This is a genomic window from Marinicauda sp. Alg238-R41 (assembly GCF_947331485.1).
Taxonomy (GTDB): domain Bacteria; phylum Pseudomonadota; class Alphaproteobacteria; order Caulobacterales; family Maricaulaceae; genus Marinicauda; species Marinicauda pacifica.
On record NZ_CAMZOJ010000001.1, the window covers coordinates 1,401,207 to 1,425,381 of the forward strand.

Sequence of the window (24,175 nt, forward strand, 5' to 3'; positions counted from 1 at the left end):
AATGATGGATTCGCGGCCTCCACCAGTCAGGGTCGGCACCGTGCAGCGTTCGCGCGCTGCGCTGTCGGCCGTGCGCCGTGCGGCGACGTCGCTGCCGGGCAAGTTGCTGGGCCTGACGGTCGGCTTCGTTCTGCTGGCCGAAATTCTCATCTTCCTGCCCAGCGCCGCCGCATTCCGTACCGAATGGCTTCAGGACCGGGCCCAGTCTGCCCACCTGGCAGCCATTGCCGCAGAAAATGCCGCCGGGGCCATGCCGAGTGAGGACATGGTCATGGAATTGCTCGACGGCGCGGACGTTGTCGCCGTGGGGCGGGTCTATGGCGGCGTCAACGAACTGGTCCTGGGCGGCGACGTGCAAGGCGAGCTGGTGCGCGCCGACCTGACCGACACCTCCTTGTTTGAAAGCATCCGCGCCGCCTGCGCCACGCTGCTCGCCCCCAGGGGGCGTTTCATCAATATCTGGGCTATGCCTGAAACCCGGCCTGACGAACGCATCTCCGTTATCGTGCGCGAAGAACCCCTGCGCGAGGCGCTCATCGCGTTCTCCCTGCGCATCGCGGGTCTCTCCATCTTCATCTCGCTGGTCACGGGCAGCCTGATCTATGTCTCGCTTCTCTACCTGCTGGTGCGGCCCATGCGCCGCCTCGCAAGGGCCATGACCGCCTTTCAGGAGGACCCGGCCGATCCGGCGCGCAACTATGTCGCGTCGGCGCGAAGCGACGAGATCGGAGACTCTGAACGGGCGCTGGCGGCCATGCAGGCCGATGTGCAGATGGCCTTCCGGCAGCGCGAGCACCTGGCGGCGCTGGGCGGGGCGGTGGCCAAGATCAATCACGATTTGCGCAATGTGCTGTCCTCGGCCCAGCTGATTTCGGACCGGCTCGCCGCTAACAGCGATGCGCGTGTCGCGGCGATGGGCGCGCGCCTGGTGCGCGCCATCGATCGCGGCGTGCGCCTGTGTACCGAAACGCTGGAATACGGCCGTTCGAGAGAACGCGAGGTCGAGCCGGTCGAAGTCAGCCTGCGCGATGCCGCCGACGATGCGGCCGGAGATGCGTTTGCCGCGCTCGGCCCGGTCGATTGGCGCAACACGATCGCCGCCGACATCCGGGTCAGCGCCGATCCCGATCACCTTCACCGCATCTTTCTGAACCTGTTCAGAAACGGCCTCCAGGCGATGGATGCGCGACCCGACGCCTGTCTCTGTGTCAGCGCGCGCGAAGAAGATGGCCGGGTTGTCACCGAAATCCACGACACCGGCCCGGGCATCCCCGCCCGGGTGCGCGAGACCCTGTTCCAGCCTTTCTCCGTCACCGGTTCGTCGGGCGGGACCGGTCTCGGCCTGTCGATTGCCCGCGAACTCGCGCGGGCCTTGGGCGGCGACGTCTCACTCGCGCGCTCGAATGACAGCGGCAGCGTATTTGAAGTGGCGCTCCGGCGGGGCGCAAGCGGCTAGGGTCTAGTCCTCGCCCAGCCCCCGGACCGTGCCGTCCCGTCGCGGGTCGGCGCCGCCCACCAGCCCGTCTTCGGTCTGGCGTACGATGTGGATACCGGAGGTTTCACCCTGACCGCCGCGGACCTCATGTCCGAACTCGCGCAGCGTCTCGATCTTCGACTCGTCGAACCCGGCCTCGATGCTCACCACATCGCCGCGCGCAACGACATTGGAAAGCGCAGCCGCGGCATCGGCGGAAAGATCCCAGTCCAGCATGCCCACCAGCGACTTGGCCGTGTAAGCGATGATGGAGTTGCCGCCCGGCGATCCGGTGGCCAGGACAAACTCGTTATCCGGCGTCAGCACGATGGTCGGCGACATGGACGAGCGTGGGCGCTTTCCCGGCGCGGCGGCGTTGGCCCGCAGCCGTCCGTCCTCGTCGCGCGGCTCGAACGCGAAGTCGGTCAGCTGGTTGTTCAGGAAGAACCCGCCCTGGGTCATGCGATTATTGCCGAAAGGACTTTCCACCGTGGTCGTCATCGAGATCGCATTGCCCTGCGCATCCACGATCACGAAATGGCTGGTCCCGGGCGCATCGTCGGAACCGTCCACTGCCGCTTGCGGAGCGCCGGGCGGCGTGCCGGCCTCGGCGCTCGCTATTGCCTGGTTCAGCGCGATCGCGTCGGCGCGCGCGTTGAGGTAGGCCTCGTCCAGCAGGCCCTCGACCGGGACGTCGGCATAGGCAGGATCGCCGACATACCGGTCGCGATCCGCATAGGCCATGCGGCTGGCCTCGATGAAGAGGTGCCAGCCCGTGGCGCTTTCCGGCCCGAAAGCACTCATCTCGAAGTTTTCCAGCATCCCCATGATCGCGCCGACGGCGACCCCGCCGGACGCAGGCGGCGGCGCGCCACAGATCTGCAGCTCGCGGTAGGGCGTGCACAATGCCTCGCGGCGCAGCGGCTCGTAGCCGGCCAGGTCCTCCATCGTCAGATAGCCGGGGAGGGGGCGTTCGGAGGCAGCGTCCACAATGCCCTGGGCGATCTCGCCAGTGTAGAAATTGCGCCAGTCCTCGCCGATGGCGCGCAGCGTGGCCGCATAGGCCGGATTGGTCACCACCTGGCTGACGGCAAGCGCGTCGCCATTCTCGTCGAAGAGATAGCGCGCGCTGGGCTGGCGCTCGTCGATCTGGGTCACTTCGGCCACGCGCGAGGCGATCTGGTGGAGGCGCGGCGCAACGGCGAATCCTTCTTCCGCCAGATGGGCCGCATAGGTGAAGCCGTCAGCCCAGGCGCGTGTTCCGTGGTCGTCGTGCGCCATGGCCAGCATGGCGATCACGCCCGGAACGCCGGTGGACCGGCCCGACTGCCAGGCTTCCATGAAAGAGAGCGGATCGCCCTCATCGTCCAGAAACAGCGTCTCGTCGATCTGGGCCGGCGCGGTCTCGCGCCCGTCATAGACAGTCAGGGCGCGGTCGCTCGCGTCGTAATAGACCATGAAGGCACCCCCGCCGATGCCGGAGCTTTGCGGCTCGACCAGGCCCAGGACACTCTGCACGGCAATCGCGGCGTCCACCGCATGACCGCCATCGCGCAAGGCTTCCAGTCCGGCTTCCACCGCCAGCGGATGGGCAGCGGCTACCATCGCCTCGCGCTGGGCCTGGTTGCCGGTACGGGCGTTCTCGGGCGGGGAGACAGCGTCCTCGCCGGCGAAGTTGCAGGCGCTGGCCAGCGCAAGGGCGGGCAGGCTCAGGAATACAGACAGTCTCGACATCGGGTTCGCCCTTGCGGTTCACGTATGAAGCCGCACCATAGCGTGCTCGGAACCATGAGAAAGGCCCGGAGATGATCAAAACCGGCACGCATAACGATCTCACCGATATTGCGGGTGTGACCGTCGGCCAGTCTGTCGATGAAACCGCGCGTTCCGGGGTCACGGTGATGGTGGCCGAACGCGCCATGACCGCAGCGGTCGACGTGCGCGGAGGCGGGCCGGGAACGCGTGAAACCGATGCGCTCGCGCCCGGCGGGCTGGTGGGCCAGGTCGATGCCATCGTGCTGGCGGGCGGGTCGGTCTATGGCTTGGCGGCCGCGGATGGCGTCTGCGCCGGGCTCGGCGCGGCCGGGCGCGGTTTTGCGCTGATGGAGACGCCTGGGGTTCCGCGCTCGCCGATCGTGCCGGCCGCCATTCTCTATGATCTGGCCAATGGTGGCGACAAGGCCTGGGGAGAAACCCCGCCTTATCGCGCGCTCGGCCTTCAGGCGCTGAAGGCCGCGTCGGACCGGCCGGTAGAGCTTGGCCGGGCCGGAGCCGGCTTCGGGGCCATGGCCGGCACCGATCCGGGCGGCACTGGATCGGCGAGCGCCATGACGTCTGACGGCTACACGGTCGGCGCGCTCGTCTGCGTGAACAGTTTCGGCTCGGTTCGCATTCCTGGCAGCGACGCCTTCTGGGCTCATCATTTCGAGATCGGGGACGAGTTTGGCGGGGTTCGTCCGCCGCCCGGCCACCGGTTCGATGCCGAGGGCTGGGGACGCGCCAAGATCAATCCCGGTGCGCGCGAGAACACCACCATTGCGATCGTGGCGACCGACGCGGCGCTGACGCGCGATCAGGCGCGCCGCCTCGCCGTGATGGCCCAGGACGGGCTGGCGCGCGCCATCCGCCCGGTTCACACGCCATTTGACGGCGATGTGGTTTTTGCCGTCTCGACCGGGGCCAAGGTGCTGGCCGATCCCGAAATGGTCACGCTTGCCCGGTTGGGCGCGCTGTGCGCCGACACACTGACCCGGGCGGTCGCGCGCGCTGTGTTCGCGTCGGCGGGCCGGTAGCGGCGAACCTTACAGAACGGCAAGGTTCGTACTGGTCTCACCGGGCGGCTGTGATATGAATTATGACACTGCACGCAAGACTCCCGCTTGGGGCGGGGGGAGTCGGAGCAGTTTGGACAGGAGTTAGGGACACATGATTTCACGCTTTGCAATTCTCGCGGCACTGACCGGGTCGCTTGCGCTGGCGGCCTGCGGTGAGGACGAAACCGCAGCCGAGGAAGAACTTGAGCAGGCGGGTGAAGACCTGCGTGATGCTGCCGAGGAAATCGGCGAGTCGATTGAGGAAGCCACCGAGGAAGACGGCACCTTCGAACGCGCCGGCGAGGAAGTCGACGAAATGGTCGACAATGCCGAGCAGGCGCTTGAAGACGCCGGCGACGAGCTTCAGGGCGAAGACGACCCGGATTCGCCGAGCGAGCCGAACTAGGCCCGGCCTCCGGTAACTATAAAAAAAGCCCCGCCGGATACCGGCGGGGCTTTTTCGTGGAAGAGACGCCCGGGCCTAGTTGCCGGCGTCTTCGATGGCTTCACCGGCTTCCTGGACGTCTTCGCCGGCACCTTCAACGGTGTTGCAGGCGGTGATACCGGCGAGCATGAAGAGACTGGCAAGCAGGGCTGCGATACGGGGCATGGTTATCCTCCTGATATAAACCTCGAACGCAGTACGAACGTACGGCCGGGTGAAGCGTTCCACAGGCCCGGAAAATACTTCCCGCCAGCCTGCTGAATCCACGCTGCGCAATGACCTGCACAAACCGCATATAGCCCGCTTGCCACATCAAGAAGTGCTGTGTAGGTTCCGCGCCCTGTTCAGGACCCAAGCGGGCCTGGGCGGACAGGCGCCGGTAGCTCAGCTGGATAGAGCACCAGACTACGAATCTGGGGGTCGGGGGTTCGACTCCTCCCCGGCGCGCCATACACTTAGCACCGATTTCCGGGTGGCATTCTGAACCGCTTTCCGGCCCCGGTTCTGCGCAGTTCTACGCGCGCTCAATTCCCCTTCCCGGTCTCCCCGAAACGGCAAGCATGAGGCGTGCGAATTGCGTCTGCGCGGCTGTTCCTGCTCCAGCCTGGTGCTCGAGCTGCTCGGTCATCGCTGGCGGTCACCCATGCTTTGCCATGTCGTTCCAATGTGTTGGCGCAGTCATAACAACATCATTTGCAGGTAGAATGCATATCTTATAATCTCTACTGGGGAGAAAAATGATGGCCCGGCGCTTCTGCTTTAGGACTTTGGCTGCAGCGATGACGCTGAGCCTGGCGGTCGCCGCATCTGCGGGCGCGCAGTCTCAGTCCGTTCAGCCGACGCAACAGGCCGCAATCGTCCGGCAACCTGATCGCGCGCCGACACCGGACCAGCCGATCCAGTCGGTTGTGGTCTGGGATGAAGTTCGCGCGGATGCCCGTGAAGAGGCGGCCCGGCGTCAGCCTGTACGGACCGTCGCCGTGGCGCAGCAGACCCAGGCCTTCCCCCGGCCGCGCAATCTGCGACCCGGTGATCTGGACGGCATGGAAGTACCGATCCTGGTGCCGACCTATCGCGGACTGGGCTTTTCCAGCGAGCCGGACGTGCTGATCTTTCCACGGGGTGATTTCTACACCCTGGTCGCCATGGGCGAGGGTGTCACGATCGAGGTCTTCTGCACCCGGCTGGCTCACAGCGAACCCTTCAATCCGCAGGCCGCCCGGCGCCTCGTCGGCAGCGGGGCCGAAGGCTACCGTTCCGAACGCACCGAGTACGGGCGGGAGGTCTCGTTCAACCGCTATGGCGTTGCGTATTCGATCACGGTGGAGTGTGCCGATCCTATGCGTGACCCGCGCTGTACGGCGCCCGGTTACGGCGACCAGCTGATGCAGTCGCTCCAGGTCCTGCCGGGTTCGCGCGGCACACAGGGAGCTCAATGATGTCGCGTCCTGCTGAATTGGGTCTCGCTGTCGTCGTCGCCGCTGCCGGCATTGCAGCCATGATCTGGTGGCCGGCCGGGGAGGGGTTCGATGCCTCGGACCCCGTCGACATACCGGACGAGGCGTCCGGACCCGAACTGCCGGCCGACGGCGAACCGCAACCTGACGGCGCGGACGACGCCCCGCCCCAGGCGGACGACGAGGCGGAACCCGGACCGGAGCCGGAAGTCGTCGACGAGAGCGGTGACGCCTTTGCCTTCATGCCGCCGGGTGAGCTGCTCCCGGACAGCGGCACAGGGCTCACCCAGCAGATCAATTATGCACCTTCCATGCGGTTTCCGATGGAGCTTGGCCAAGCTTATGCCAACTCGCAGGTCTACGGCCACGGCGGCTTTCACGGACCGGGGGGCGGGCAATGCGACGGCGAGAATTATGCCTATGCCTGGCGGGATAATTTCTGTGAAACGCGCGGGCATTCGACTCCGCTCTGCCCGGCGGGGACCGGCCATCAGGGCCAGGACATTCGGCCGGCGAGCTGCGCGGACGCCTCGCATTGGGCTGTGGCCGCCGCGGATGGCACCATCACCTCGGTCGGCACGTATTCGGTTCGTCTGATGAGCGATGACGGGCTTCGCTTCACCTATCTCCACCTGGACAGCGACAGCCTGGTGGTCGAACCCGGTGACGTGGTCAATCGCGGCGACCGCCTCGGTCTGGTGTCGAACGAGTTTGGCGGCAACGCCACCACGATCCACTTGCACTTCGAGGTCAAGATGGCGGTCAATACGCCTGCCGGTCTGCAGAATACGCACGTGCCGCCCTATCTCGCCCTCGTGGACAGCTACCAGCGCTTGCTGACCGGCGCCGAGAACCAGGGCTGAGCAGGTCAACAGGCACGCCCGGCCTGCCTCGTCTGCCCGCAAAGCTTCGCGACGGGGGATTGAAATACCGAACGATCCTCCCTTACATCCCAGTGCCGCCCACCACCACCGACCGCTGATGTCGACAGGTCGGTCCGTCTCTGCCTCGAATATCTCGCTCCCGCGACCGATGAGGCGCGTCGGATTCCGGCCCTTGCAAATGAGAATGCCTCGCAATATAGGAGTGCGACTTATTCTCATTTGCTTGAGCCGAGGGGGCGGATATGACGATGCGGGCAGGGTTGTTGGCGGGATGCGCGAGCGCGGCAGTGTTGGCCGGCGCCGCTCAGGCGCAGGAGGCTGCACCGGATGCGGCCCCGGAGCGCGGCGCCTCGGTGGACAGCATCGTCGTGCTCGGCCAGAAGATCGAGAACCGATTTATCGAGGTGGATGAAAGCGTCTCGGTGGTCGGTCCCGAAGTGCTCGAGCGTCAGCCGGTGATCGACGTTTATGACGTGATCGAGCGGCTCCCCAACGTCGCGTCTTCGGTGGGCCAACGCGGCTTCGTGATCCGCGGCATCGACCAGCGCGGCGCGGCCGCGTCCGGCACGTCCAATCTCGCCCTGACGGTCTACGTCGATGATGCGGCCCTGACGAACCGGCAGACCTTCGCCGGTCCGCTGGACGTCTGGGACCTGGAGCAGATCGAGGTTTATCGCGGCCCGCAATCGACCAATTTCGGACGCAATACGCTGGCCGGCGCGATCTACGCCAGAACCCGCGATCCCGAGTTCGAATACAGCGCCCGCGCTCGCGCCTCCATCGCCGAATTTGGCGCCTCGCAACTGGCCTTGGCCGGCGGTGGCGGTCTGGTGGACGACGTGCTGGCCTTCCGCCTGTCCGCATCGCACCAGGAAAGCGACGGCTTCATCACCAACACCTTCCTGGACGAGCCCGCAGACGCGCGTGAGCTCACCACGGTTCGCGGCAAGCTCCTCTTCCAGCCCGGCCCTCGCGCGCAAGTGCTGCTGACCAGCAATTATTTCGAGGGCTATCGGGGCGACGATGGCGTGATCGGCTTCACGGACGACGAGGTGTTCGAACGCGAGGTCGCCTACAACACGCCCCGGCGCGAAGGCTCGGAAGGGTTCATCCATTCCGGACGCGTGACGATCGATATCGCCGACGGGCTCGAGCTGGTCTCGATAACCACCGCCAACCAGTCGGACTATGTGCGCACCGAGGATTTCGACGTCACCATCCAGCCGATCGCCGAACTCGACCGCTCGGGCGAAGACGATTCCATGAGCCAGGAGGTCCGGTTCAACGTCTCACGCGGCGCCCTGAACATGTCGGCCGGGGGCTATTACTATGACGGCCGCGAAACCTATGTGGATGCCTTCATAACGCCGGTCAGCATTCTCGATCCGCGCCTGCCCAACAATATTTTTGCCGAGCGGGTCAGCGACACCGCGCTCGATCTGGAAAACCGCGCGCTCTTCGTCGATGCCGAGTACGCCATCACCGACCGGCTCACGCTGCTGGCGGGGCTGCGCTATGACGAGGAGGAATCCAGCTTTGCGGCGGATGCCGTGACACGGCTCATCTCCGAGCTTCCGCCGGGTCTGGAATTCCTGCGTCAGTTCGAGGGAGAGGTCTCCAGCAGGGTGGAGGCCAGCTACGATGCCTGGCTGCCCAAGGCCGGCGTGCAGTATGCCCTGACTCCGGATCTCAACGCCTCCTTCGTGGTCAGCCGCGCCTATCGTGCTGGCGGCGGCGAGCTGAACGCCGTGACCGGCGAGACAAACGTGTTCGACCCGGAATTCATGACCAATTACGAAGCCGGCCTGAAGGGGCTGGGGGCCGGGGGCGCGCTGCAATGGGCGGCAAGCGTCTACTACGCCGACTGGACCGATCAGCAGATCAGCCAGCCCGCGGCGCCCAACGTCACCGACATCTTCATCACCGACAATGCCGGCGAGTCCGAAATCTGGGGCGTTGAGTTGCAGGGCGACTATGCCTTCAACGATCTCTGGCGCATTCGCTCCGCGCTGGGTTACGCCCATACCGAGTTTGTCGACTACCAGGTCTTCGACAGCACGGTAGGTGACTTCGTCGACGTCGCAGGCAACCGGTTCATCTACGCACCGGAATGGACCGGTTCGCTCGCGCTGGAGTATGGCGCGATGACGGGCGCCTACGGCTCTGTGTCCGCCAATTATACAGGGTCGAGCTACCGCGATGTGGAGAACGACCCGGCCGGGGAGAATGACGCCCGCCTGCTGGTCGATCTCCAGGCCGGCTGGCGCTGGGACCAGGTCGCGCTGATCGGCTATGTCCGCAACGCGCTGGACGAGGAATACACTTACGACCGCAACACAACGAGCGGTTTTGCCCGCCCCGGCGCGCCGCGCGTTTTCGGAATCCGGCTCGATGTCGACTACTGACGCCATCGCCTTTCTGGCCTGTGTGGCCCTGATGGCTCTGGGCACCATGGCCCTGCGCCGGGCTCTGCTTCAGCGCAGGGAGGCGGGGCGTCACTGGACCGTACTCGGCTGGGCAGCGATTCTTGCCGGCATCGGTCTTGCCGCCGTCCTGAGTGGCGCAGAACGCGGCCTCGCGCTGGCTGGCGTCGCCATCTCCCTGGCGGCCATCGCAGCGGTGCTGCTCGGCTTTCAGCGCCGGCCGGAGCGGGTGCGCGAGCGTGAAGTCTCCGCGGCTGAACCCTCCGAGCGCGCCTCGCGCTGGTGGCGCGGCGTGGTCCGGGTGCTGCTGGCCGGTCCGCTTTCGGGCGGTGCGGCGATCGGCGTGGGCCTCGCGGTCGCCGTGCACGCTCCGCTTGGCGAAGCGGACAGGCTGGTGCTGGGCGGTTCGCTGGTTCCGCTGGGCTGGGCGGCCGGGATGGCCTGGACGCTCGCCGATGACCGTATCGTGCGCCCCGGCCTGATCCTGATCGCTGTGGGCGCCGCCGGTTTCGCCTTTTCTGCTGTCTGAGGAGACGTCATGTCGCGCTGGCCCAGGATTTCATCCGGTTTCGTCAAGGCGATGCTCGCCGGCCATTCGGCGCTGGGGCTGGCCTTCGCGGCGCTGCTCTACCTGGTCTGCATTTCCGGCACGATCGTCGTGTTCAAGTCGGAGATCCGGCAATGGGAACAGCCCGGCGCGCCCCGCGTGGAAGGCGAGGTCTCCGATGCGGCGCTGGCCAATGCCATGCGCGAGATTGACGTCTACTCGAAGGCCCATGGCCCGATCCATTCGCTCTCGGTCTGGGCGCCGGAGCTGGGCGGGCCCTGGCTGCGCGCCCGTTTCTACGCCGATGACGGAGGGTATGAGCAATGGTTCGCCGACCCGGCCACCGGTGAGCTCGTATTGCGCGAACATGCGCCGCTGGCCGGATTCCTGGTTCATCTTCACGACGATCTGCACCTGCCCGGCCCCTGGGGGCGCTGGCTAGTCGGTCTGATGGGGGTGGCCATGCTCTCGCTCGTCATCTCCGGACTCCTGTCCCACCCGCGTATCTTCCGCGATGCGTTCTCGCTGCGCTGGGGCGGGTCGAAGCGGCTTCAGGAAGCCGATCTGCACAACCGGCTCAGCGTCTGGGCGCTGCCCTTCCACCTCGTCATCTCCTTTACCGGTGCCTTTCTCGGCCTGTCTTTCCTGATCGTCGCGATCCTGGCCTTTGCCGCCTATGACGGCGACCAGGCCGCGGCCATCGAAGCGGTCCTCGGTCCGCAAGCCGGCGAGGGGACACCCGCCGCCGACCTGCCGGATATGGACACCATCATCGCCGATGCGCGAGCGCGCGGCGACGGCCAGAAGGTCCGGTTTGTCTCGCTCGAGCATCCGGGCGAAGAGGGCCAGCTGGTCGGCGTGCAGATCGAGACACCCGACGACCTGGTTGCCGCCGAGGAGTATTTCTACGACGGGAGCGGCACCTTCCTTCGCACTCTGGGCAATGCAAAAGGTCCTGCCGGCCAGCAGACGCTGTCGGCCATGGGTCCGCTCCATTTCGGCGTGTTCGGCGGAATGCCGGTCAAGATCCTCTACGGTTTCCTCGGCCTCGCCTCCACGGTGGTCGCGGTCGGCGGGGTGACGATCTGGCTCGCCCGGCGTGCCGACAAGGGCCGGCCGGCGCCGCGCTGGGCCCGCGTCTGGACGGCGACCGTCTGGGGGACAGGGCTGGGCTTTGCCGCCGCCGCACTTGGATCGGTGATGCTGGAGGTTGCACCGGCTCTTGTCTTCGCGGCGGCGCTGGCAGGCGCCTTCGTGCTGGCGATTGCCTTTGACGCGTTCGCCTTGTCCCGGGTGTTGCGAGGGCTGACCGCTGCGATCCTGGTCGCTGCTGCCGGTGCGAAGCTGGCGGTGCATCCTGTCCTGCCTGCCAGCGCGTGGGGCGTCACCATCGCGCTTGTGGCCGCAGCCCTCGTGCTCGCCCTGTCGATCCGGCCGGTCAGGCGTCTGGTGTCTTTGCGCTCGTCCGTGCCTGCCGAGTGATGCGCGCCGCCGCTAGCTGTTGAACCGGGTTTCGACCCACTCGCGGGCGAGTTCCGGATCGTAGAAGAGGCGCGCTTCAAGTCCGGACTTCTCGAGTTCCGAGACCAGGTCGAGCCACCAGGCATTGCGCTGCGACCGGTCGATGATCGCGAAGACCTTGAGGCTGGAATTCATGGCATGTGCCATGATCTGGTCGATCTGCCAGAGATCTTCGCCGCGCTTCATGGGTGTTCCGGCGTGGTCGAAATCGAACGCCAGTCCATCCAGCTCTTGCGATTTGGCCAGTTCCAGAAGTTCGATAACCGGCTCAAGCTGGTCCTTGATCTCGGGCTCCGCGGGAATGCGGGCATAAAGGCAACTGCCGCCGATCCATTTCCAGTAATCAATGTTCATCGTCGTGTCCTGGCATAATCGCGTTGATTTTAAACGCGCATGTTCGCAAGTCCAGCCAGGCGGATGGCCGGCGGGCGATCTGTCCCCATCGCACACGTCGCTCAAACCTGCTCCGCGCGAAGACTGTGGGAAGCTACCCCTCGCGGCAGCCGCCGCCACCCCCGTCTTGCATGATTGCCTCATAGCCAGTATGGTTATGAAAGTGATTGAGAGAAGGGTGTGCTTTTGGCCAATCGAGTTACTGTATCCGAGCTGAAATCGCGCATGCGTCTTCCGGCTGTTGTCGCCCCGATGTTCCTGGTTTCGGGGCCTGCGCTGGTTCAGGCCGCGCGCGAAGCCGGCCTGATGGCGTCCTTTCCCTTCCCCAATGCACGCACGATCGACGTGCTGGAGGGCTGGTTGCGCGAGACCTGCGCCGGGGACGGACCGCGAGCGCCCTTTGCCGCGAACATGCTGACCCATTCCACCTATGGCCGCTTCGACGAAGAGCTGGCTCTGGTTGCGCGCTACAAGCCGGACGTGGTCATCACCGCGCTGGGCGGTCCGCGCCGCGTGGTCGACACCGTGCATGCCTATGGCGGGCTGGTGTTTGCCGACGTCAACTCGGTCGGTTTCGCAAGGAAAGCCATCGAGCAGGGCGCGGACGGGCTGGTGCTCGTCGCGTCCGGCGCAGGCGGTCATACCGGCTCGATGGCCGGGTTCGCGTTCGTCAGCGCCGTTCGTGAATTCTTCGACGGCCCGGTCATGCTGGGCGGCTCGATCGGCAACGGGCGCGCCATTCGCGCCGCCGAGGTTCTGGGCGCCGACTTTGCCTATATGGGCACCCATTTCATTGCGGCCCGCGAAAGCCTGGCCGACGAGGAATACCGCGAGATGCTGGCCGCGGCCGAGTTCGAGGATCTGATCCTGTCCGACAAGCTGACCGGCGCACCCGCTCACTATCTCAAGGCCAGCCTTGAAAAGATGGGCCTGCTGGATGCCGCTGCACGCAATGGCGGCCCCGACTTTGCCGACAGCGAGAACCAGGTGAAGGCCTGGCGCGATGTCTGGTCGGCCGGCCATGGCGTCGGATCGGTCAAGGAGGCGCGTTCCGTCGCCGCGATCGTCGACGAGCTGGCGGCCCAGTACGAGCAGGCGTGCGCCGTGCCGGCTCACCCGACCCAAAGCGCCGCGCGCGCTCTCGCAGGGTAAGCCCTGCATCCCGTCACCGGAGGAGTAACCCCCATGACCATGATCGAAACCGAATTCGAACGCGACGAGCTGACCTCGCTCAACCGCTTCAACCCCTATCTGAAGGGGATTTACGCCCCCGTGCGCAACGAGGTGACGGCGCTGGAGCTCGAGGTGGAAGGGGAAATCCCGACCGACCTGTATGGCGCCTATGTGCGCAACGGGCCCAATCCGATGCATGGCCCGGAAGGCATGCACCACTGGTTTGATGGCGATGGCATGCTGCATGCCATCTTCTTCGAGAACGGCAAGGCGGAGTACCGCAACCGCTATATTCACAGCCAGGACCACGAGGCCGACCGCGCCGGCACGCTGACTGCCGGCGGCATCCTGGAACCGGCCCGCCGCCCCGAAGGCGCGCCGACCGTCTACAAGGATACCGCGAACACCGACGTGGTTCTCCACAACGGGTCGCTGATGGCGCTCTGGTATATCAGCGGCCAGCCGGTGCGCCTCGATCCGCGCACGCTGGAAACCATCGGGACCGAAACCTTCTCCGGAGCGCTGCCCAAGAATGTCTCGGCCCACTCCAAGGTCGACCCGGTTACGGGCGAATTCCTGTTCTTCGACTACGATCTGTATAACCCGGTCATGTCGGCTGGCGTGGTCTCGAAGGATAACGAGCTATCTTGGTTCAAGGAGATCGAGCTGCCCGGTCCGCGCCTGCCGCACGACATGGCGATCACCGAGAATTACATGATCCTGATGGATCTGCCGGTCGTCTTCACCGAGGCCGGTCTGCGCAACAAGATGTGGCAGATTCACCAGCCGAAGAATCTGCCCGCCCGTTTCGGCGTCGTGCGCCGCGACGGCACGGGCGATGTGAAATGGTTCGAGACCGAGCCCTGCTACATCTATCACGGGATCAACGCGTGGGAGGAGGGTGACGAGATCGTCTTCTATGCCTGCAAGATGGTGCCCAACGGCCTGGCCCCGAACGCCGAGTTCGGCCCCTACGCGCCGATGGCCGCGGTGCTGGCCCTGCAGGCGGTGCTGCACCGCTGGTCGTTCAACATGAAGACCGGCGAGGTGAAGGTCGAACAGCTCGATGATCGGCGCACCGAATTCCCGGTCGTCAGCCTGGATCATATGGGCCGCAAGAGCCGCTATTCCTACAACGTCACCATTCCCAATACGCACACCCAGGTCTTCGACGGGCTCGTGAAATACGACCTGGAAAGCGGGCAGGGCACCGACCATCGCTTTGCCGAGGGCGTTTACGGCTCGGAGCCGGCCTTCGCGCCGCGCGTTGGGGCCAAGGACGAGGACGATGGCTATGTCATCACCTTCGTGACCGACAGTGCGACCGGGAAGTCCGAAGCGCTGATCCTGGATGCCAAGGATTTCGATGCCGCTCCTCTGGCCCGGGTCAAGCTGCCCCAGCGTGTGCCGGCCGGCTTCCACGGCACCTGGGCTCCCGGCGACGATATCGCGGCCTGATACCCGCAAATTCCTCCAGGCTGGGGGGATGCGCGAGGCGGCGCTCCGGTATTACCGGGGCGCCGCTTTTGCTTTGGGCGGCCACGGCACGAAGCCGCTGGTGCGCGCCATGTAATCGGCATAGCCCGGCTTTTCGCGCGCCATCTTCTTGTCCAGCGTGGCCACGCCCGTCACGTTGATGAGGAAGTGTGTCATCAGGATCGGCCCTACCACAGTCGGCAGCGCGAGCGGATTGGCGCTGGCGGCGATGAAGACGCCCCACCACATCACGGCGTCGCCGAAGTAATTGGGATGCCGGCTGTAGCGCCACAGCCCGGTATCGAGAATCTGGCCGCGCTTTTCAGGGTCGGCGCGGAAGGCTTTCAGCTGCCGGTCCGCAATCGCCTCGACGAGCACGCCGGTGAGCCAGATCGCGGCTCCGATCCACATCAGGACCGGCAGGGCTGGCGGACCGCTCAGCGAGAGCGCCACGATCACGGGCAGGGCCACGACCACCATGATATGGCCTTGCAGCAGGAAGACTTTTTTCAGCGCCAGCTTGTTGAAGGCCGCATCGGTCTCCGCCCAGCTTCTCAGCTTGGTGTAGCGCGCATCCTCGCCCTTGCCCCAGTTACGCTGGAAGATGAAGGCGGTGTAGCGCAGCGACCAGATCAGCGGCATGGCCGCGATCAGCAGGGGATAGAGTGTCCCTGGCCGGTTGATGAGCAGCAACAGGATCGAGATCAGCCCGAATCCGGCGCCCCAGAACATGTCGATGATGCTGACATTGCGGATTCGCATGCTGAGGAACCACAGCGCGATAACGCATGCCATGACCAGCGCGTAGGCGCTGATCAGGTTGACGAGAAGGGTCATCGTGTCCCCCCCGCCCGCATCAGGCGTTCGGCCAGGTCGCGGAAGGAGGCTTCTCCGTCGCCGAAATCCTGCGCTCCATCCAGCGACGCTGCGGCGTCCAGGTCCGCATCGCCGGTTATCGGATCGGGGATCAGCCCGCCCGTGCCCTCCATCATCGAGGCGCGTCGGATATAGCCGCCGCCCGCCACCCATAGTTCGCCATGACGCTTGCAGCGCGCATCGGCCAGCCACGCCGCCAGCGGCGCGCAGCCCTCAGGACGGAAGGTATCGCCCAGCTCGCCGGTCAAGGCATGTTCGGTCATGCGGGTCGTCGCGTAAGGCGCCAGCACGTTCACGCGCAGCGGACCGCGGCGGTGTTCGTGGGCGAGCGCTCCGGCGAAGGCTCGAACGGCGCCCTTGGAGGCGCTGTAAGGGCTGAAGCCGCCAATCCCGTACATCCCGGCCGAGGATGACACGAAGACCAGGCGTCCTGCGCCGCCTGCGTTCAGCTCGGGCAGGGCCGCGCGTACCAGGTCGACCTGCGCGGTGAAGTTCACCGTCATGATCTCGTCGAAGGCGTCACGCGGTGTCTTCTCGAAGCGCAGCGCATCTCCGCGGATACCGGCATTGAGGATGAGGGCGTCAAGGCGGCCGAACGCGGATTTCGCCGCCGCCACCATGGCCTCGGCGGCACCCGGCGCAGCGATGTCGCTTCGCTCGGCAATCGCTTCGCCCCCGGCCGCCTTGATCTCTTCGGCCACCGCGCCGGCACTGTCAGCCGCGCCCTCGCGCTGGCGGTTATTGACCACGACCCGTGCACCGGACGCAGCGGCGGCCAGCGCGAACGCTCGGCCCAGCCCTTTTCCGGCTCCGGTTACCAGGACCACACGGTCCTTCGATGCATCAGACATCACGTCCCTCCCGAATTGACTCGGAAGAACGCTAGTAAGTTTGTTTATGAAAGTCTATGCGGAAGCGGCGTCCGCTGCCATCTTCCGGGCCGGCACGATGGAGTATTGTACATCTGTGGGCATCAGCGGTTTCTCACACGCTGAACAGACCATCGCCGGCTCCAGCGGCTTGCCGGTATGCCGGTTCAACAGCAGCAGGGGCGGCCCCTCCGGTGTCAGATACCAGCGATCGCCCCAGGCCATCAGCATGACCAGGACTGGGTAATAGTCGATGCCCAGCTCCGTCAGCCGGTACTCGTATCGAGGCGGATTCTGCGAATAGAGCCGCTTGTGGATCAGCCCCATGTCGATGAGCCATTGCAGACGGTCGGCCAGGATATTCGTCGCGATCGCCGCGTCTTTCTGAATCTCGTCGTAGCGCCGGAAACCGGTGAAGATGGAGCGCAGGATCAGCGACGCCCAGCGATCGCCGAGCACTTGCAGGATGACATCCAGCAGGTTGTTGTCCGAGCCCGGCGCGGTCTCGCCGCGCTGCTTGCGCCGTCGGCTGTGGCGCGGCGTCACCCAGCCCATCCCCGGCCCGTGCTGCCAGGCGACATCGCGGGCCGTGAACGCCATGTCGCTCGACAGGCTGTAGGGCGTGGGTTCGATATCTTTCGTGCCGCACGCAGTGTGGGTCAGGCGAACCCGGAATTTGGCGCTGGCCGAGCCCCAGCGCTGTTCCCAGCGCAGCATGGCCAGTGCGACCCAGTACAAATCGCGGCCTTTTTCCGTCATCACGTATTCGTAGCGCGGCGGACGATCGGAATATTTGCGCTTTTCGAAAAGTCCGGAGGCGACCATCTGCTTCAACCGCTGGCTGAGCAGGGCCTTCAACAGGCCGGTACGCTTCTGAAAGCCGTCGAATCGGCGCTCCCCGAGCCAGAAAGCCTCAAGGATGAGCATGGTCGGCACGTCGCCGACATCCTCCAGCGCCCGCCAGATGGAGCAACACCGGATCAGCTTCACATCGGTTGGCGGTTGAATCATAGGCCTCGTCATACGCGAACTATATCCGAACTGGCTTGCATTGTCACAGTTTCTGCGCCCCAATCTGTCGAAAGCTCTGCAATTGAGCTTGGCATGGAGCCGCTAAGTTGGTTTGATTACGAAAGCCACAGGGCCAATGAAAGAATACGGGGAGAAAGCACGATGTCCATGAGCGACCGCGAGACCAGGCATCAGTATTACCGCGATCAGGGCTGGTGGGACGACCGCACGCTTCACTCCGTGTTCGATGCCGCCGCCGACGCGGTCCCCGACCGGGTCGCGGTCGTCGATCCGCCAGACTGCGAAACACTGATCGGGCGTCCGCCCAGGCGCCTGACCTATAATCAGGTTCAGAACGCGTCTCACAACCTGGCCTACACGCTGCGCGAAGCCGGGGTGAAGCCCGGGCGCGCCGTGCTGGTCCAGCTGCCCAATACGGCCGAGCTGAGCGTGCTTTACCTGGCGCTGTCGCGCCTGGGGGCGATCATCAGCCCGGTTCCGATGCAGTATGGCCGTCACGAGATCGGCCACATGGCTCGCGAACTCGATGCGGTCTGTTTTATCGGACAGTCCCACTTCAAGGGTGTGCCTGCGGCGTCGGGCGTCGCCAGTGCGCTGGACAAGAGCGTGACGCGTTTCTCCTTCGGCTCGCCGGACGACAAGGCGCGGTCGCTCGCCCTCTACCTGGCCAAGCCTTCCGAGCGTATCGAGGAAAGCGCGGCGACGGCCGACAAGATCTTCACCGTGTGCTGGACGTCGGGCACGACCGGCACGCCCAAGGGCGTTCCGCGTACCCACCAGCACTGGTTCGCCCAGGTCGTCGCGATCGAGGATACCGTGCCGCTCGAGGACGGGGAGACGATGCTCAACCCGTTCCCGATGACCAACATGGCCGCATTGTCAGGATTCTTCTTCTACTGGCCGCAAGTGCGCGCGACGCTGGCCCTGCATCACCCGTTCGATCTGCCGGTCTTCCTGCAGCAGCTCGTGCAGGAAGATGTGGCCTACACGATCGCACCTCCCGCGGTATTGAACATGTTTCTCCAGAACGAGGAGCTTCACTCCAAGGTCGATATCTCCGGCGTGAAGTACATCGCCTCGGGCAGCGCGCCGCTCGACCCGTGGATGGTCAGCGGCTTCAAGGAGAAGTTCGGGATCGAGATCATCAACTTCTTCGGCTCCAACGAAGGCATCGGCCTGTGCGGCGGCCCGAACGAAGTGCCCGACACCGAACAGCGCGCCACGCTCTTTCCCCGCTTCGGCCGGCCCGAGATCGAATGGCAGAACCGGTTCGGCCAGCGCTTCGAGACCAAGCTGGTCGAGTGGGAGAACGACGACAGGGAGATCACCGAGCCCGGCGTGCCCGGAGAGATTCTCATCCGGGGCCCCAACGTGTTTGACGGCTATCTCAACGATGCAGGCGAGGGCGTCTTCGATGCGGACGGCTATTTCCGTACCGGCGATCTGTTCGAGATTGCCGGCGAGGGCGATCTGGCGCGCTTCTACCGCTTCAAGGGACGGCGCAAGGAGCTCATCATCCGCGGCGGGATGAATATCTCGCCCGAGGAGCTGGACGGCATTATCAGCGCTCACCCGGCCATCGCGGAGGCGGCCGTGTGCGGCTATCCCGACCCGATGATGGGCGAGAAGGTCGCGCTGTTCGCCGTCCTCAAACCGGGCGAGAGCCTGACGCTGGACGATGTGCGCGCCTTCCTGACCGAGCAGGGCGTGGCCAAGTTCAAATGGCCCGAGCGTCTGGAGATTGTCGACGCGCTGCCGCGCAACCCGCTCAACAAGGTGGTTCGCGCCGAGCTCGCCGCCCGCCTGAAACCGGCATGACCGCGCCGCGAATCGCCGGAATCGCCATGACGCCCATGGGCAAGCAGCCCGGGGCGAGCGTGAAGCAGCTGACGGCGCAGGCCGTATCGGCCGCTTTGGCCGATGCCGGGATCGGTTCGGACCGGATCGAGGCCGCCTGGTTCGCCAATACCCGCCAGCCCATGCTGGAGGGCCAGAACACGATCCGTGGCCAGATCGCCCTGCGCGAGGCGGGCATCGAAGGCATTCCCATCGTCAATGTGGAGAATGCCTGCGCCAGCGGATCGACCGCGCTGTGGCAGGCGGCGGCCCATATCAGGGCCGGCCTGTGCGAAACCGCGCTTGTGGTCGGGGCGGAGAAGATGTTCTTCCCCGACCGGGCCGACGCGGTCGCCGCCGCCTTTCGCGGCGGGACCGACATTGCCCGCATTGACGAGGTCCACGCGGCGGTCGACCGGCTTGCCGCCGAGCTGATCCCGGAAGACCAGCGTAGCGGCGCTGCGACCCGCAGCTTCTTCATGGACAGCTATGCGGCGTTCGCGCGGCTGCACATGAAGACGTTCGGCTCGACCCAGCGCCAGCTGGCTGCCATCGCGGCGAAGAATCACGATCACTCCGCGCTCAACCCGCTGGCCCAGTACCAGAAGCCGATGAGCATCGAGGAGGTGCTGGCCGACAAGCTCATTGTCTGGCCGTTTACCCGCTCCATGTGCGCACCGATCAGCGACGGCGCCGCGGCGCTGGTCCTGATGGCGGATAGCGCGGTACCGCAGGCGGCCAGAGCCCGCGCAGTGAGCCTGCGCGGGATCTCGCTGCTCAGCGCGACAAGCCGCGCGCCAGAAGCGTTCGACCAGCATGTCGGCGCGCGCACCGCCCGCGCCGCCTACGAGCTCGCCGGCATTTCGCCTGAAGACATCGATGTCGCCGAGGTCCACGACGCCACCGCCTATGCCGAGCTTCAGCAGACCGAAAATCTCGGACTTTGCCTGCCAGGTGAGGGCGGTGTGTATGCGGAAGCCGGCCATACCCGTCTGGGTGGACGCACACCGGTCAATCCGTCCGGCGGGCTGGTGTCCAAGGGACACCCCGTCGGCGCGACCGGCATTGCCCAGCTCTTCGAACTGGTGACCCAGCTGCGCGGCGAGGCGGGCCGGCGCCAGGTGGACGGCGCGCGGATCGCCGTGGCGGAAAATGGCGGCGGCTTCCTGGACGTGGAGGAGGGCGCGACCGTGGTCAGCGTGCTGGAGGCCCCCGCGTCATGATCGCCGCTATCGACCGATTCCTGGCCCAGGCGCAGCGCATGCCGGACGCGCTGGCCGTGCGCGACGAGAGCGGCGCGGCGCTGACCTATGGGGCGCTGGCGCGCCGGGCGACGCGGCTTGCGGCAGGTCTGCAGGCCAGGCTCGGCACCAGCGAAACCCGGATCGTCGCACTGGCGGCCAAAAATCATGGCGAGCACCTGGTCGCCATGTTGGGCATCTTCCTGTCGGGCCATAGCTGGCTGCCGCTCAACCCGCGCAGCGCACGCGCGCTCAATGACACCGTGGTCGCGACGCTCAAGCCCGGCCTGGTGCTGCGCGATACGGCCTGTGCCGACTGTGTCAGCGAGACTCGCGGCAGCGTCGCCTTCTCCGCCTCGGCGTCCGGATGCCTCGATGCGCTCGCGATCGATGCGGACGGCTGGCGGCGTCCGTCCCTGGCGCCGGACCATGTGATGAGCATCAAGCTGACCGGCGGCACGACCGGCACGCCCAAGGCCGTCGCTCAGACCCAGTCGATGATCGCCACGGTGATCGACGACCTGACGCAGGTCTTCGCCATCGGCCCGGATTCGGTCAATCTCGCCGTCGCACCGCTCTCCCACGGCGCGTTCCATCTACTGTTTCCGGTGCTGGCCCAGGGCGGGCGGCACGAAGTGCTGGCCAGCGCCGATCCGGACACGGTACTGGACACCATGGAGGCGCGCGCCGTCACCCACACCTTCATGCCGCCCACGCTCATCACCAAGCTGGTCTCGACCGGAAAGGCCACGCCGGACCGCTTCCCGGCCCTGCGTGAACTCATCTACAGCGCCGCGCCCATGGCTCCGGCCCAGATCGAAAAGGCGCAGGCCGCCTTCGGCCCCCGCATCGCAGTGATGTACGGCCAGGTGGAGGCGCCGGTCGCGGTCAGCGCCATGAATGCGGACACGCTCTCGTCTTCCGGCAAACTGGAAAGCGTCGGCCAGCCCTGTCCGTCAAGCGAGGTGCGTATCGACGCCGGACCCGGCGAGGACGGGGAGATCCTCGTGCGCGGCCCGCTCGTCGCGCAGAGCTATCTGACGGGAGAGGAGTTTCCGGCGACGCAGGGCTGGCTGCACACCGGCGACCTTGGCCGTATCGACCCGGCCGGCTTCCTCTACATCCGGGGCCGCGCGCGCGAAATGATCATCACCGGCGGCTTCAACGTCTATCCCGGTGAGGTCGAGCGCGCGCTCTTGAGCGTCGAGGGGGTGGAGGAAGCGTGTGTTTTCGGCGTCGCCGACGACTATTGGGGCGAGCGCATCGAGGCGGCCATCGTGCATTCCGGTGCGGTGAGCGAGGACGACCTCGGCCAGGCGGTGCGCGACGCCATCGGCGCAGTCGCCGCGCCCAAGACCTATCACGTCCTGGAGGCTCTGCCGCGCAATGCGGTCGGCAAGGTGGTGCGCCGCGAGGTCGCGGCGGCGCTCTCCTGACGGGTTCTCCTACCCGTCTTCCGAAGCTCTCTTGACCGGCCGGATCATCATGCTGGCCGAGCCGCGTGCGTGCACCGTGCCATCCGGCGAGCAGACGCGCGTTTCGGCCACGCACAGCGTGCGTCCGCGGTGAACGATGTCGGCTTCGGCGCGCAGGCGCACGCTGTCGGACGGCGCGCCTTTCAGATAGCGCACCTGCAGGTCGGTGGTGGCGAAACGCTCGTTCGGCCCCAGCAGGGTCAGCAGCGCGCACCCGGTCACTGCATCCATCAGCCCGGCCATCACCCCGCCATGCACGCCCTTCATCAGATTGGCGTGCTCGGGCCGGATCGGGCAGTCGAGATGGGCATAACCCGGCCCGAAATCGGCGACGCTGAAGCCCAGCAGGCCGGCAAAGCCCGGCGCCTTGCCGGACGCCTTCCACTCGGTGAGGATTTCCAGCCCGGTCTGGCCCTCGCCCGGCGCGCTCATTGAGCCGCCTCGGCCGGCACGGGCTCGCGGAACTGCACGATGCGGAAGCGGTCGGCCACGAAGGCAAGATCGGCCAGGCACGCATTGCCCGCAGGGTTCAGCCCGGTGACGTGATAATCGCTGTAGGCGGCGGCAAAGTTGATCGGCATGCGCTGGTCCATGTTGATCCATAGCGAGGCGCCCGCATCGGTGAAGGCGTCCTGTGCCGCTTCGATGAAGTCCCGGTCGGAGGAATAGAGGTAGGAGGAGATCGCTCCGCGCTCGGCGGCGAGCGTCGCGGCATTCTGCAACGCCGCCTCCCGGCTCGGTTCGCGGATCAGGAAGCAGACCGGCGCGAACACCTCTTCGCCGTAGAGGTCGACCGCATCGGCCTCGACCTCGACCACCAGCGGGGTTGCCGTCTGCGCGCCCGGGAAGTCGGGATGCTCATAGGGGCGGCTGTCCAGCACGACCCGCCCGCCAGCGGCCTTTACGCGCTCGCGCACCTGCTCGATCAGATCGATAGATTGGCGCGCCTGCACGGCGCCGCACAGGGCCGCGGCGCGCTTGGGGTCCTCGGTCCGCTTGGCGATCGTGTCGGCCAGGCGCTGGCCGACCTCTTCGAAGGACAGCGTCTCGCCGCCGGCGATCTTCACCCCGTCGGCCGGAATATGGATGTTCTGCGGGCTGGTACACATCTGGGCGGAGAAGCCGCACAGCCCGTTGGCCAGTCCCCCGATCAGCCCGTCCGGGTCGGACAGGGAGTCCATCACGACGCCGTTGCAGCCCGCGGTCTCGGTATAGACCAGCTTGTCGGCACAGTGCTCTTCGATCCAGAGGCCGAAGCGCTGGCTGCCGGTATAGTCGATGATCGCGCAGTCGGGGTGCTGCAGCAGCTCGATCGTGATCGGGGTCTCGCGCTCGTCGGCGGCCATCAGGACCATGTTGGGGTCGAGCCCGCACGCGGTCAGGGTTTCGCGCATGCGCTTGACGGCCATCGCCACGGGCAGGATGCCGTTGGGATGGGGTTTCAGGATCACCGGATTGCCGGTCATCAGATTGGCAAACACGGCCGGGTAGGCATTCCAGAGCGGGAAGGTGGCGCAGCAGACCACGACTGCCACCCCGCGCGCGCGGATCCGGTATTGCTTCTTCAGCTGGACCACGCCGGTCCGGCCGAAGGATTTCTCCCAGTCGGCTGTTCGTGGCACATCCTTGAGCGCCTTGTAGGCATAGGCCAGCGCTTCCACGCCGCGGTCGAGCGCGTTCGCCCCGCTGCCCGAGAACGCCATCAGATAGGCCTGGCCGGCAGTGTGCATCGTCGCGTGAGCGTTGGCGAAGGCCTGCTCTTCCAGCGCGAACGCCATCTCCAGACAGACGCCCGCGCGCTCCTCCGCAGTCAGGCGCTGCCAGGGCTTCATCGCGGTCTTGGCCGCATCGAACAGCGCCTGCGGGTCCGGCTTGGGGTAGCGCACATCCAGCGTCTTGCCGGTATAGGGCGAAATCTCGTAGCCGACCTCGCCGATCGTGCCGGGCTGGTCCAGGTCGAAACGCTGGCCTAGCATGGCCTCGAAGCGTGCCTTGCCCTCGGCGGGCCGCTCCGGCCCGTGCAGGCTGGTACTCGGAGACTCGGTGAAGGGGCTCCAGTAGCTGCGCGTCTCGCAAGCCTTCAGCGCGGCGTCGAGATGGGCCTTGTTGCGCTCGTACAGGGCGGCGGGACGTTCGGCTGACATGATGTCGATCCTTGCACTGGGTTTCGTAATGCGTCGAGTTAGTATTATTGTGAAAGTAAGTTAGCCGTTACCGGGTCGTCGATGCAAGGGTGCGTC

At 65.9% G+C, this 24,175-nt stretch carries 21 protein-coding genes and 1 tRNA gene; 14 read left to right on the forward strand and 8 right to left on the reverse strand.

What is annotated here, in order from left to right; genetic code table 11:
• Position 1 precedes the first annotated feature (1 nt).
• Positions 2-1,456 (forward strand): sensor histidine kinase, encoded by a 1,455-nt coding sequence (locus PGP17_RS06680; protein ID WP_270374710.1) that lies wholly within the window; start codon positions 2-4, stop codon positions 1,454-1,456.
• 3 nt (positions 1,457-1,459) lie between these two features.
• On the opposite strand, the gene PGP17_RS06685 is transcribed toward PGP17_RS06680, so the two are convergent.
• Positions 1,460-3,208: a gamma-glutamyltransferase family protein gene (locus PGP17_RS06685; RefSeq protein ID WP_270374711.1), complete on the reverse strand. Its 1,749-nt coding sequence runs from the start codon at positions 3,206-3,208 to the stop codon at positions 1,460-1,462.
• A 71-nt stretch (positions 3,209-3,279) separates the two neighbouring features.
• Between PGP17_RS06685 and PGP17_RS06690 the strand changes: the two genes are divergently transcribed.
• Entirely contained in the window at positions 3,280-4,266 is a 987-nt protein-coding gene (locus PGP17_RS06690; protein WP_270374712.1) for a P1 family peptidase, read from the forward strand.
• Positions 4,267-4,399: 133 nt separating this feature from the next.
• Complete coding sequence (locus PGP17_RS06695) at positions 4,400-4,693, forward strand: hypothetical protein (protein WP_270374713.1); 294 nt, start codon at positions 4,400-4,402, stop codon at positions 4,691-4,693.
• Positions 4,694-4,768: 75 nt separating this feature from the next.
• Here PGP17_RS06695 and PGP17_RS06700 read toward each other — a convergent pair whose 3' ends face one another.
• The gene (locus PGP17_RS06700) at positions 4,769-4,897 is read right to left on the reverse strand and encodes an entericidin A/B family lipoprotein (protein WP_135943189.1); all 129 of its coding nucleotides are present in this window, start codon (positions 4,895-4,897) and stop codon (positions 4,769-4,771) included.
• 208 nt (positions 4,898-5,105) lie between these two features.
• Between PGP17_RS06700 and PGP17_RS06705 the strand changes: the two genes are divergently transcribed.
• The 6 genes from PGP17_RS06705 to PGP17_RS06730 all read left to right on the forward strand — a co-directional run bounded on the left by PGP17_RS06705 (position 5,106) and on the right by PGP17_RS06730 (position 11,525).
• Positions 5,106-5,182: transfer RNA gene (locus PGP17_RS06705), tRNA-Arg, on the forward strand.
• 329 nt (positions 5,183-5,511) lie between these two features.
• Positions 5,512-6,171 (forward strand): hypothetical protein, encoded by a 660-nt coding sequence (locus tag PGP17_RS06710; RefSeq protein WP_270374714.1) that lies wholly within the window; start codon positions 5,512-5,514, stop codon positions 6,169-6,171.
• A complete protein-coding gene (locus tag PGP17_RS06715; protein ID WP_270374715.1) occupies positions 6,171-7,052 on the forward strand; it encodes a M23 family metallopeptidase in 882 nt (293 codons plus the stop codon). Before PGP17_RS06710 ends, PGP17_RS06715 begins: the two co-directional genes overlap by 1 nt.
• Positions 7,053-7,363: 311 nt before the next feature.
• Positions 7,364-9,478 carry a TonB-dependent receptor gene (locus PGP17_RS06720; protein WP_270374716.1) on the forward strand — a complete coding sequence of 705 codons (2,115 nt, stop codon included), beginning with the start codon at positions 7,364-7,366 and terminating at the stop codon, positions 9,476-9,478.
• Complete coding sequence (locus PGP17_RS06725) at positions 9,465-10,025, forward strand: hypothetical protein (protein ID WP_270374717.1); 561 nt, start codon at positions 9,465-9,467, stop codon at positions 10,023-10,025. The genes PGP17_RS06720 and PGP17_RS06725 overlap by 14 nt, the downstream gene beginning before the upstream one ends.
• A 9-nt stretch (positions 10,026-10,034) precedes the next feature.
• Positions 10,035-11,525, forward strand: a complete 1,491-nt coding sequence (locus PGP17_RS06730; protein ID WP_270374718.1) for a PepSY-associated TM helix domain-containing protein — start codon at positions 10,035-10,037, stop codon at positions 11,523-11,525.
• A gap of 12 nt (positions 11,526-11,537) precedes the next feature.
• On the opposite strand, the gene PGP17_RS06735 is transcribed toward PGP17_RS06730, so the two are convergent.
• Positions 11,538-11,918, reverse strand: a complete 381-nt coding sequence (locus PGP17_RS06735) for a hypothetical protein (protein WP_270374719.1) — start codon at positions 11,916-11,918, stop codon at positions 11,538-11,540.
• Between the two features lie 264 nt (positions 11,919-12,182).
• Between PGP17_RS06735 and PGP17_RS06740 the strand changes: the two genes are divergently transcribed.
• Positions 12,183-13,109, forward strand: coding sequence for an NAD(P)H-dependent flavin oxidoreductase (locus PGP17_RS06740; protein WP_270374720.1), 927 nt, complete (start codon positions 12,183-12,185; stop codon positions 13,107-13,109).
• Positions 13,110-13,142: 33 nt separating this feature from the next.
• Complete coding sequence (locus tag PGP17_RS06745) at positions 13,143-14,588, forward strand: carotenoid oxygenase family protein (protein ID WP_270374721.1); 1,446 nt, start codon at positions 13,143-13,145, stop codon at positions 14,586-14,588.
• A 51-nt stretch (positions 14,589-14,639) separates the two neighbouring features.
• On the opposite strand, the gene PGP17_RS06750 is transcribed toward PGP17_RS06745, so the two are convergent.
• Genes PGP17_RS06750 through PGP17_RS06760 form a run of 3 tightly spaced genes read right to left on the reverse strand, consistent with a single transcriptional unit; the run spans position 14,640 to position 17,362 of the window.
• The gene (locus PGP17_RS06750; RefSeq protein WP_270374722.1) at positions 14,640-15,443 is read right to left on the reverse strand and encodes a DUF1295 domain-containing protein; all 804 of its coding nucleotides are present in this window, start codon (positions 15,441-15,443) and stop codon (positions 14,640-14,642) included.
• The gene (locus PGP17_RS06755) at positions 15,440-16,333 is read right to left on the reverse strand and encodes an SDR family NAD(P)-dependent oxidoreductase (RefSeq protein ID WP_270374723.1); all 894 of its coding nucleotides are present in this window, start codon (positions 16,331-16,333) and stop codon (positions 15,440-15,442) included. The genes PGP17_RS06750 and PGP17_RS06755 overlap by 4 nt, the downstream gene beginning before the upstream one ends.
• A gap of 54 nt (positions 16,334-16,387) precedes the next feature.
• Positions 16,388-17,362, reverse strand: a complete 975-nt coding sequence (locus PGP17_RS06760) for a winged helix-turn-helix transcriptional regulator (RefSeq protein ID WP_135943199.1) — start codon at positions 17,360-17,362, stop codon at positions 16,388-16,390.
• 162 nt (positions 17,363-17,524) lie between these two features.
• On the opposite strand from PGP17_RS06760, the gene PGP17_RS06765 reads away from it, so the two are divergent.
• Genes PGP17_RS06765 through PGP17_RS06775 form a run of 3 tightly spaced genes read left to right on the forward strand, consistent with a single transcriptional unit; the run spans position 17,525 to position 21,896 of the window.
• Positions 17,525-19,201: a class I adenylate-forming enzyme family protein gene (locus PGP17_RS06765; RefSeq protein WP_270374724.1), complete on the forward strand. Its 1,677-nt coding sequence runs from the start codon at positions 17,525-17,527 to the stop codon at positions 19,199-19,201.
• On the forward strand, positions 19,198-20,442 hold the full coding sequence (locus tag PGP17_RS06770) for a thiolase family protein (protein ID WP_270374725.1): 1,245 nt from the start codon (positions 19,198-19,200) through the stop codon (positions 20,440-20,442). The genes PGP17_RS06765 and PGP17_RS06770 overlap by 4 nt, the downstream gene beginning before the upstream one ends.
• Positions 20,439-21,896 (forward strand): class I adenylate-forming enzyme family protein, encoded by a 1,458-nt coding sequence (locus PGP17_RS06775; protein ID WP_270374726.1) that lies wholly within the window; start codon positions 20,439-20,441, stop codon positions 21,894-21,896. The genes PGP17_RS06770 and PGP17_RS06775 overlap by 4 nt, the downstream gene beginning before the upstream one ends.
• 9 nt (positions 21,897-21,905) lie before the next feature.
• Here the strand turns inward: PGP17_RS06775 and PGP17_RS06780 are convergent, their stop codons facing one another.
• Both PGP17_RS06780 and paaN read right to left on the reverse strand, forming a co-directional pair.
• On the reverse strand, positions 21,906-22,367 hold the full coding sequence (locus PGP17_RS06780; protein WP_270374727.1) for a PaaI family thioesterase: 462 nt from the start codon (positions 22,365-22,367) through the stop codon (positions 21,906-21,908).
• On the reverse strand, positions 22,364-24,079 hold the full coding sequence (paaN, locus tag PGP17_RS06785; protein ID WP_270374728.1) for a phenylacetic acid degradation protein PaaN: 1,716 nt from the start codon (positions 24,077-24,079) through the stop codon (positions 22,364-22,366). The genes PGP17_RS06780 and paaN overlap by 4 nt, the downstream gene beginning before the upstream one ends.
• Positions 24,080-24,175: the final 96 nt, after the last annotated feature.

Coding starts and splice junctions, on each gene's coding strand:
- PGP17_RS06680 (WP_270374710.1), top strand. CDS start 2: ATGATGGATTCGCGGCCTCCACCAGTCAGGGTCGGCACCGTGCAGCGT.
- PGP17_RS06685 (WP_270374711.1), bottom strand. CDS start 3,208: ATGTCGAGACTGTCTGTATTCCTGAGCCTGCCCGCCCTTGCGCTGGCC.
- PGP17_RS06690 (WP_270374712.1), top strand. CDS start 3,280: ATGATCAAAACCGGCACGCATAACGATCTCACCGATATTGCGGGTGTG.
- PGP17_RS06695 (WP_270374713.1), top strand. CDS start 4,400: ATGATTTCACGCTTTGCAATTCTCGCGGCACTGACCGGGTCGCTTGCG.
- PGP17_RS06700 (WP_135943189.1), bottom strand. CDS start 4,897: ATGCCCCGTATCGCAGCCCTGCTTGCCAGTCTCTTCATGCTCGCCGGT.
- PGP17_RS06710 (WP_270374714.1), top strand. CDS start 5,512: ATGACGCTGAGCCTGGCGGTCGCCGCATCTGCGGGCGCGCAGTCTCAG.
- PGP17_RS06715 (WP_270374715.1), top strand. CDS start 6,171: ATGTCGCGTCCTGCTGAATTGGGTCTCGCTGTCGTCGTCGCCGCTGCC.
- PGP17_RS06725 (WP_270374717.1), top strand. CDS start 9,465: ATGTCGACTACTGACGCCATCGCCTTTCTGGCCTGTGTGGCCCTGATG.
- PGP17_RS06730 (WP_270374718.1), top strand. CDS start 10,035: ATGTCGCGCTGGCCCAGGATTTCATCCGGTTTCGTCAAGGCGATGCTC.
- PGP17_RS06735 (WP_270374719.1), bottom strand. CDS start 11,918: ATGAACATTGATTACTGGAAATGGATCGGCGGCAGTTGCCTTTATGCC.
- PGP17_RS06740 (WP_270374720.1), top strand. CDS start 12,183: ATGCGTCTTCCGGCTGTTGTCGCCCCGATGTTCCTGGTTTCGGGGCCT.
- PGP17_RS06745 (WP_270374721.1), top strand. CDS start 13,143: ATGACCATGATCGAAACCGAATTCGAACGCGACGAGCTGACCTCGCTC.
- PGP17_RS06750 (WP_270374722.1), bottom strand. CDS start 15,443: ATGACCCTTCTCGTCAACCTGATCAGCGCCTACGCGCTGGTCATGGCA.
- PGP17_RS06755 (WP_270374723.1), bottom strand. CDS start 16,333: ATGTCTGATGCATCGAAGGACCGTGTGGTCCTGGTAACCGGAGCCGGA.
- PGP17_RS06760 (WP_135943199.1), bottom strand. CDS start 17,362: ATGATTCAACCGCCAACCGATGTGAAGCTGATCCGGTGTTGCTCCATC.
- PGP17_RS06765 (WP_270374724.1), top strand. CDS start 17,525: ATGTCCATGAGCGACCGCGAGACCAGGCATCAGTATTACCGCGATCAG.
- PGP17_RS06770 (WP_270374725.1), top strand. CDS start 19,198: ATGACCGCGCCGCGAATCGCCGGAATCGCCATGACGCCCATGGGCAAG.
- PGP17_RS06775 (WP_270374726.1), top strand. CDS start 20,439: ATGATCGCCGCTATCGACCGATTCCTGGCCCAGGCGCAGCGCATGCCG.
- PGP17_RS06780 (WP_270374727.1), bottom strand. CDS start 22,367: ATGAGCGCGCCGGGCGAGGGCCAGACCGGGCTGGAAATCCTCACCGAG.
- paaN (WP_270374728.1), bottom strand. CDS start 24,079: ATGTCAGCCGAACGTCCCGCCGCCCTGTACGAGCGCAACAAGGCCCAT.